The following is a 5,370-nucleotide window of genomic DNA, read 5'->3' as shown; positions in this document are numbered from 1 at the left end:
GCGGCCCCTCCACGCCTGCGGCGAGCGGTCCCCCTCCCCGTTCCGGGGCGGATTTAGATGCCTTCCCCTTCCCCGCCGCCTCGCCTAATCATCGTGCACCACCGGGAGGGTCGTTGATGTTTCGTGCCTTGTTCGCTGCCGCCGCGCTGATCGCGACGCCGGCCTTTGCCGCCTTCCAGTCGGACCGGATCAGCGTCACGACCGAAGGCACCGGCCCCGACGTCGTGCTGATCCACGGCCTCGCCTCGTCTCCGCGCGTCTGGAAAGGCACGATCGAGCGGGTGCCCGGCTATCGCTATCACCTGGTGCAGATCGCCGGCATGGGCGCGACCCCGCCCGGCGGGAATGCGCAAGGCGCGGTAATCGCCCCGGTCGCCGAAGAAGTCGCGCGCTATATTTCCGAGGAGAATCTCGGCAAACCGGCGCTGATCGGCCATTCGATGGGCGGCACGATCGCGATGATGGTCGCCGCGCGCCACCCGGACGAGGTCGGCAAGCTGATGATCGTCGACATGTACCCGTTCGTGGGCCAGATGTTCGGCGGCCCGAATGCGACGTCGGACAGTGTCCGGCCCATCGCCGACGCCATGCGTGCCCGCTCGGCCAAGGCAACGCCGGAAGAACGCGACCGCGAGCGGCGGACCTCGATCACTTCGATGATCAACACGGAAAGCGAGCGCGCCGGCCCGATCGAGGACGGGCTCGCCAGCAACCCGGATACGGTCGCCAATGCCTTTGCCGAGCTGATCGTCACCGATCTCCGCCCGGAGCTGAAGGCGATCAATGTCCCGACCACGGTATTATACGTGACCCCGGCCGGTGCGCCGTTCACCGACGAGCAAATGGATGCGAACTACAAGGCGGCCTATGCAGATATTCCAGGCGTGACGGTGAAACGCGTGCCGAACTCCGCCCATTTCATCATGCTCGACGCGCCGGGCGCCTTCGCGGACGAGGTGAAGGCGTTCCTTGCTCAGTAACGCTGACCGCCAAACCGGACGCTTGCATACGTGCGCCTGATCCCAACACCAGCTGGCCTGAGCTTGTCGAAGGCCTTGCTGTTCCTTTCGGCCGCCGAGAAGAAGGAAGCGAGGGCTTCGACAAGCTCAGCCCAGCCGGGACTGGTCTGGTTGCTCACTCTTATGCTCACTCTCCTTCCCGCCCCCGCCCGCGCTCAGGACAATCTCGACGTCGCCGCGGCGGGCCGCAGCGTCGTCCGCGTCGTCGTGGTCGCGATGGAATCCGGAGAGCCGCAGGGGATCGGCACCGGCAGCGGCGTTGCCGTGGCGCCGGACAAGATCCTGACGAACGCTCATGTCGTCTCGGACGCGGCGGACGGCGATGCAATCATCGGCGTCGTGCCGTCCGAAGGCAGCAAGCGCTTCACCGGCCGCCTGATCGCCTATCAGCCGCAACGTGACTTGGCGTTGATCGAACTGACCGACGGCACGGTCGAGCCCGCAACCATTGCGACGGGCCCGGTGCCCGACGGGGCCGCGGTTGCTGCAATCGGTTATCCCTATTCCGTGGATCGCGCCCGCGAGCTCAGCGCGGAAGGCGTCGTCACGCCTCAGGCGCCGGTCAAGAGCTGGGGCCGCGTCTCCGGTGGCCAATCGTCCCAGCGTTTCGACACGGTGCTGCACGACGCCGCCATCGGCCGCGGCAACTCGGGCGGGCCGCTGGTCGATTCCTGCGGGCGGGTGGTCGGAATCAACAGCTTCGTCTCGAATTCCGAAGGCGTCGACGCGGTGTTCGCCTTCGCCGTCTCGGTGAAGGAGATCATTCCGTTCCTTCGCGCCGCCGGGGTCAAGCCGCACACGACCGCCCTCCCCTGCCGCACCAGCGCCGAGCAGGCCGCGATCGACGAACGTCTCGCCCGCAGCGAGGACGAGCGCGCCCAGGCCGATCGAACCCGTGCCGCCTTTGCCGAGGAGCGGCTCGACGCCCGCCGCGAGCAGGTGCGCGACAGCATTCTGGCCGAGCGCGACAACGGCCTCGCCATTGCGGGCCTCCTGCTCGTGTTTGGCGCCGCCTTCGTGAACGGCGCGCTGGTGCTGCTGGCAAAAGACGACCGGCGACTTGCCCTGGGCGCGGGGGCCGCGGGGCTGGTGCTCATGGCCGGCGCGCCCATCGCGTGGGTGGCCCGGCCCGACCTCGACCAGGCCGATACGCGGCTCGCCGCGCAGGCACCGAAACCCGCCCAGCCACAGGCAAGTGCCGAAGGCCGCTATGCCTGTCGCATCGATCTGGAGCGCAGCCGCATCACGATTTCGGACCCTCAGGACGTGGCGCTCGACTGGGGTCCTGACGGCTGCGAGGAGGGCAACACACCGTTCGCGGCGCAGGACGAGCGCTGGGTGCGGGCCGACGTCTCCAGCCATGATGGGGTAGCGCAGGTCCGCCGCTTCGACCCGGCAACCTCGCGCTACACGGTCGAGCGCTATTTCCTGCCCGCCGACACCCTGTCTGCGGCGCGTGCGCTTCAGGCGAAGTATCCGGCCAAAACCTGCTCGCCCGATAGCGCACGCATGGCCGGCCAGATGACCCAGGCGCTCCGCGACCTGCTCCCGCCGGCGCCGAACGAGCGACTGGTCTATGCGTGCGACCATGTGCAGAATGGAGCCGCGGTCAAATAGGAGGGGGTCGTGCGCAAGTCCTTGTTGCTGTTTGTTTTGATTTTCGCCGCCTCGCCTGCTGCGGCAGTTTGGCGCGAGGCACGCTCCGCTCACTTTATCGTCTATTCGGAAGACAAACCCGAGACGCTGAAGGACTTCGCGACCGAACTCGAGCGCTACGACGCCGCAATGCGGGTCTTGCGCGATCTGCCCCAGACGACCGACAGCCCGAATAATCGGCTGACCATCTTCCAGGTCTCCAACATGGCGGCCGTGCAGAAAATCATGGGCAAGGGCTCGGCCAATGTTGGCGGTTTCTACGAAGGACGGGCGGGCAGCTCGTTCGCGTTCGTGCCGCGCCGCGCGGGATCAGGCGCGAGTTGGGACGTGAATGCGCAAATCGTGCTGCTCCACGAATATGCGCACCACTTCATGTTCCGGAATTACCCGTTCGCGTTTCCCCGCTGGTTCAGCGAAGGCTATGCGGAGTTTAACTCGACCGCGCGGTTTGTGGCCGATGGCTCGGTCGATCTCGGCCTGCCCGCCAAACACCGCTCCTTCGGATTGCGCTTTAACGGCGCGTCGCTGGCCGATGTAATCGATTCCGACTCTAAGAAGGTGAACGGGCTGCTGACGGAAGCGATCTACAGCCGTGGTTGGCTGCTGACGCACTATCTGACCTTTTCGAAAGATCGCGCTGGCCAGCTCACCAAATACCTGCTCGCGATCAACAAAGGCACGCCCAGCCTGACGGCGGCGCAGGAGGTCTTTGGTGACCTCGGCAAGCTCGATCGGGAACTGCAGGGCTACGAGAACGCGCGACTGTCCTATCGCCGAATTCCGGCGAACCTGATCCGCATTGCGCCGGTGGAGATTCGCGAACTCTCGGCCGGCGCGGGCGCGATCATGCCGGTGATGATGCGCTCCCGCCGCGGTGTCGACGAGGAAAGCGCGAAAGAGGTCGTGAAGGATGCCCGCGCCGCGGCCGCGCCCTATCCGGACGATCCCTTCGTACAGCTCGCGCTGGCCGAGGCAGAAATCGATGCCGGCAATCTCGACGCCTGCGACAAGGCGACGGACAAGGTGCTCGCCGCCGAGCCCAACAATATTCGTGCCCTCATCTTCAAGGGCCGCGTCGCCGTCGCACATGCGGCGGAGAATCCCAAGGCGAGCGCGGAGGACTGGAAGCAGGCGCGCCATTGGTTCGTGAAGGCGAACCGGACCGAGCCGGACGCCCCGGCCCCGCTCCTACAGTTCTACGGCAGCTTCGGTGCCGAGGGCGTGCCAGCCACTGCCAACGCCATCACCGGGCTACGCGCCGCCGCGATGCTGGCGCCCGAGGACGAGAGCGTGCGGATGCTGCTCGGTCATCAGTTGCTCGTCGACGGCAAGGGGCCCGAGGCGCGCGCCACTCTTGCGGCCGCCGCATACAGCCCGCACGGTGGCGGGATGGCGGATCTCGCCGGCCGCGTCATCGCTGCGATCGACAAGGGGGGCGCCGGCGCGGGCCTGAAGGCATGGAATGAAAAGGGGCAGGACGCGCAGAGCGAGACCGCTTCACACTGATTGCCCAGGCCTGCGTCAGGCGTTCGCCTTCTCCCGCCGCAGCAGCTTTTCCTTGCGCTCCAGGCCGTAGGCATAGCCGCCGAGCGTGCCGTCGGTGCGGATCACGCGGTGGCAGGGGATCAGCACCGCGACGTTGTTGTCGCCATTGGCCGTGCCCGCCGCGCGCACCGCAGCCGGACGCCCGACCGCCGCCGCGATTTGCGCATAGCTACGCGTCTCTCCCGCCGGGATCTTCTGCAGCTCGCGCCAGACCGCTTCCTGGAAAGCGGTGCCGTGGACGTCGAGCGGCAGGTCGTGCGGCTTTTCGGGCGCGTTCACGGCCGCGACGGTGCGGCGCACCAGCTCCGCCATCTCCGCGCCGCCATGCTCGATCGCCGCGTTGGGGAAGCGTCGGTGCAGCACCGACTCGTCTTCATCGAAGGACAGGCGGCAAATGCCTCTTTTGGTCGCGGCGACCAGCATCGTGCCGAGATCGGTCTCGGCCGTGGCCCAGCGGATCGTCTCGCCGCGGCCGCCGTTGCGCCACGCGCTCGGCGTCATGCCCAGCCGTCGCTTCGCATCGTCATAGAAGCGGCTCGGCCCGGAATAGCCGGCGTCGTAGATCGCGTCCGTGATCCGCGGCTCTGCTTCCAAGCTCCGCTGCATCTGCCCGGCCCGCCGCGCCCGCGCATAATCCGCGGGAGTTACCCCGGTCGCGCGCTTGAACAGCCGGTGGAAATGGAAGGGCGAATAGCCGACCGCCTCCGCCAGCCGATCGAGCGACGGCGGCGATTCGCTTGCCGCGATCAGCGCAACCGCCTTCGCGACCGCTTCCGCATCACGTGCGACCTCGTCCGGCTTGCAGCGCAGGCAGGCGCGCAGGCCGGTTGCCGCCGCTTCGGCGCCGGTCGCGAAGAACCGCACATTATCCCGCTTCGGATGGCGCGCGGCACAGCTCGGCCGGCAATAGATGCCGGTCGTGAGCACGCCCGTCACGAACCGGCCGTCAAAGGCGCGGTCGCGCCGCTGCACCGCCGCCCAGCAGCTGTCCTCGTCCATGCCGGCCGTGTCGCACGTTGGCACGGCCCGCGCCAGTTCATCGGTCAGGTAAGCCATGATCGCCTCCGCAATATGGGACGGGTGTAGCGGAGCTGCGAATCGGTCACGTCCCGGCGATTGCGATCAAAGGATAACTCCTCCCCGGAACGGG

4 protein-coding genes are annotated in these 5,370 nt (G+C 67.4%); 3 read left to right on the top strand and 1 reads right to left on the bottom strand.

The features are described from left to right. Positions 1 to 116: 116 nt before the first annotated feature. From SCH01S_RS01465 to SCH01S_RS01455, 3 genes are all read left to right on the top strand, one after another. The gene (locus SCH01S_RS01465) at positions 117 to 980 is read left to right on the top strand and encodes an alpha/beta fold hydrolase (RefSeq protein ID WP_046347003.1); all 864 of its coding nucleotides are present in this window, start codon (positions 117 to 119) and stop codon (positions 978 to 980) included. 162 nt (positions 981 to 1,142) lie between these two features. Continuing rightward, positions 1,143 to 2,636 (top strand): S1C family serine protease, encoded by a 1,494-nt coding sequence (locus SCH01S_RS01460; protein WP_046347002.1) that lies wholly within the window; start codon positions 1,143 to 1,145, stop codon positions 2,634 to 2,636. Positions 2,637 to 2,645: 9 nt separating this feature from the next. Beyond that, entirely contained in the window at positions 2,646 to 4,181 is a 1,536-nt protein-coding gene (locus SCH01S_RS01455; protein ID WP_046347001.1) for a tetratricopeptide repeat protein, read from the top strand. Positions 4,182 to 4,196: 15 nt separating this feature from the next. Here SCH01S_RS01455 and ada read toward each other — a convergent pair whose 3' ends face one another. Further along, positions 4,197 to 5,276, bottom strand: coding sequence for a bifunctional DNA-binding transcriptional regulator/O6-methylguanine-DNA methyltransferase Ada (gene ada, locus SCH01S_RS01450; RefSeq protein WP_169746341.1), 1,080 nt, complete (start codon positions 5,274 to 5,276; stop codon positions 4,197 to 4,199). Positions 5,277 to 5,370: the final 94 nt, after the last annotated feature.

It is taken from the genome of Sphingomonas changbaiensis NBRC 104936 (assembly GCF_000974765.1).
Classification (GTDB): Bacteria; Pseudomonadota; Alphaproteobacteria; order Sphingomonadales; family Sphingomonadaceae; genus Sphingomonas_B; species Sphingomonas_B changbaiensis.
The sequence above is the reverse complement of the archived record's forward strand: the minus strand, read 5'-3'. Positions and strand labels throughout refer to the sequence as shown.

Excerpts from the sequence above, each read along its gene's own strand:
- ada (WP_169746341.1), bottom strand. The coding sequence starts at position 5,276 with ATGGCTTACCTGACCGATGAACTGGCGCGGGCCGTGCCAACGTGCGAC.
- SCH01S_RS01460 (WP_046347002.1), top strand. The coding sequence starts at position 1,143 with ATGCTCACTCTCCTTCCCGCCCCCGCCCGCGCTCAGGACAATCTCGAC.
- SCH01S_RS01465 (WP_046347003.1), top strand. The coding sequence starts at position 117 with ATGTTTCGTGCCTTGTTCGCTGCCGCCGCGCTGATCGCGACGCCGGCC.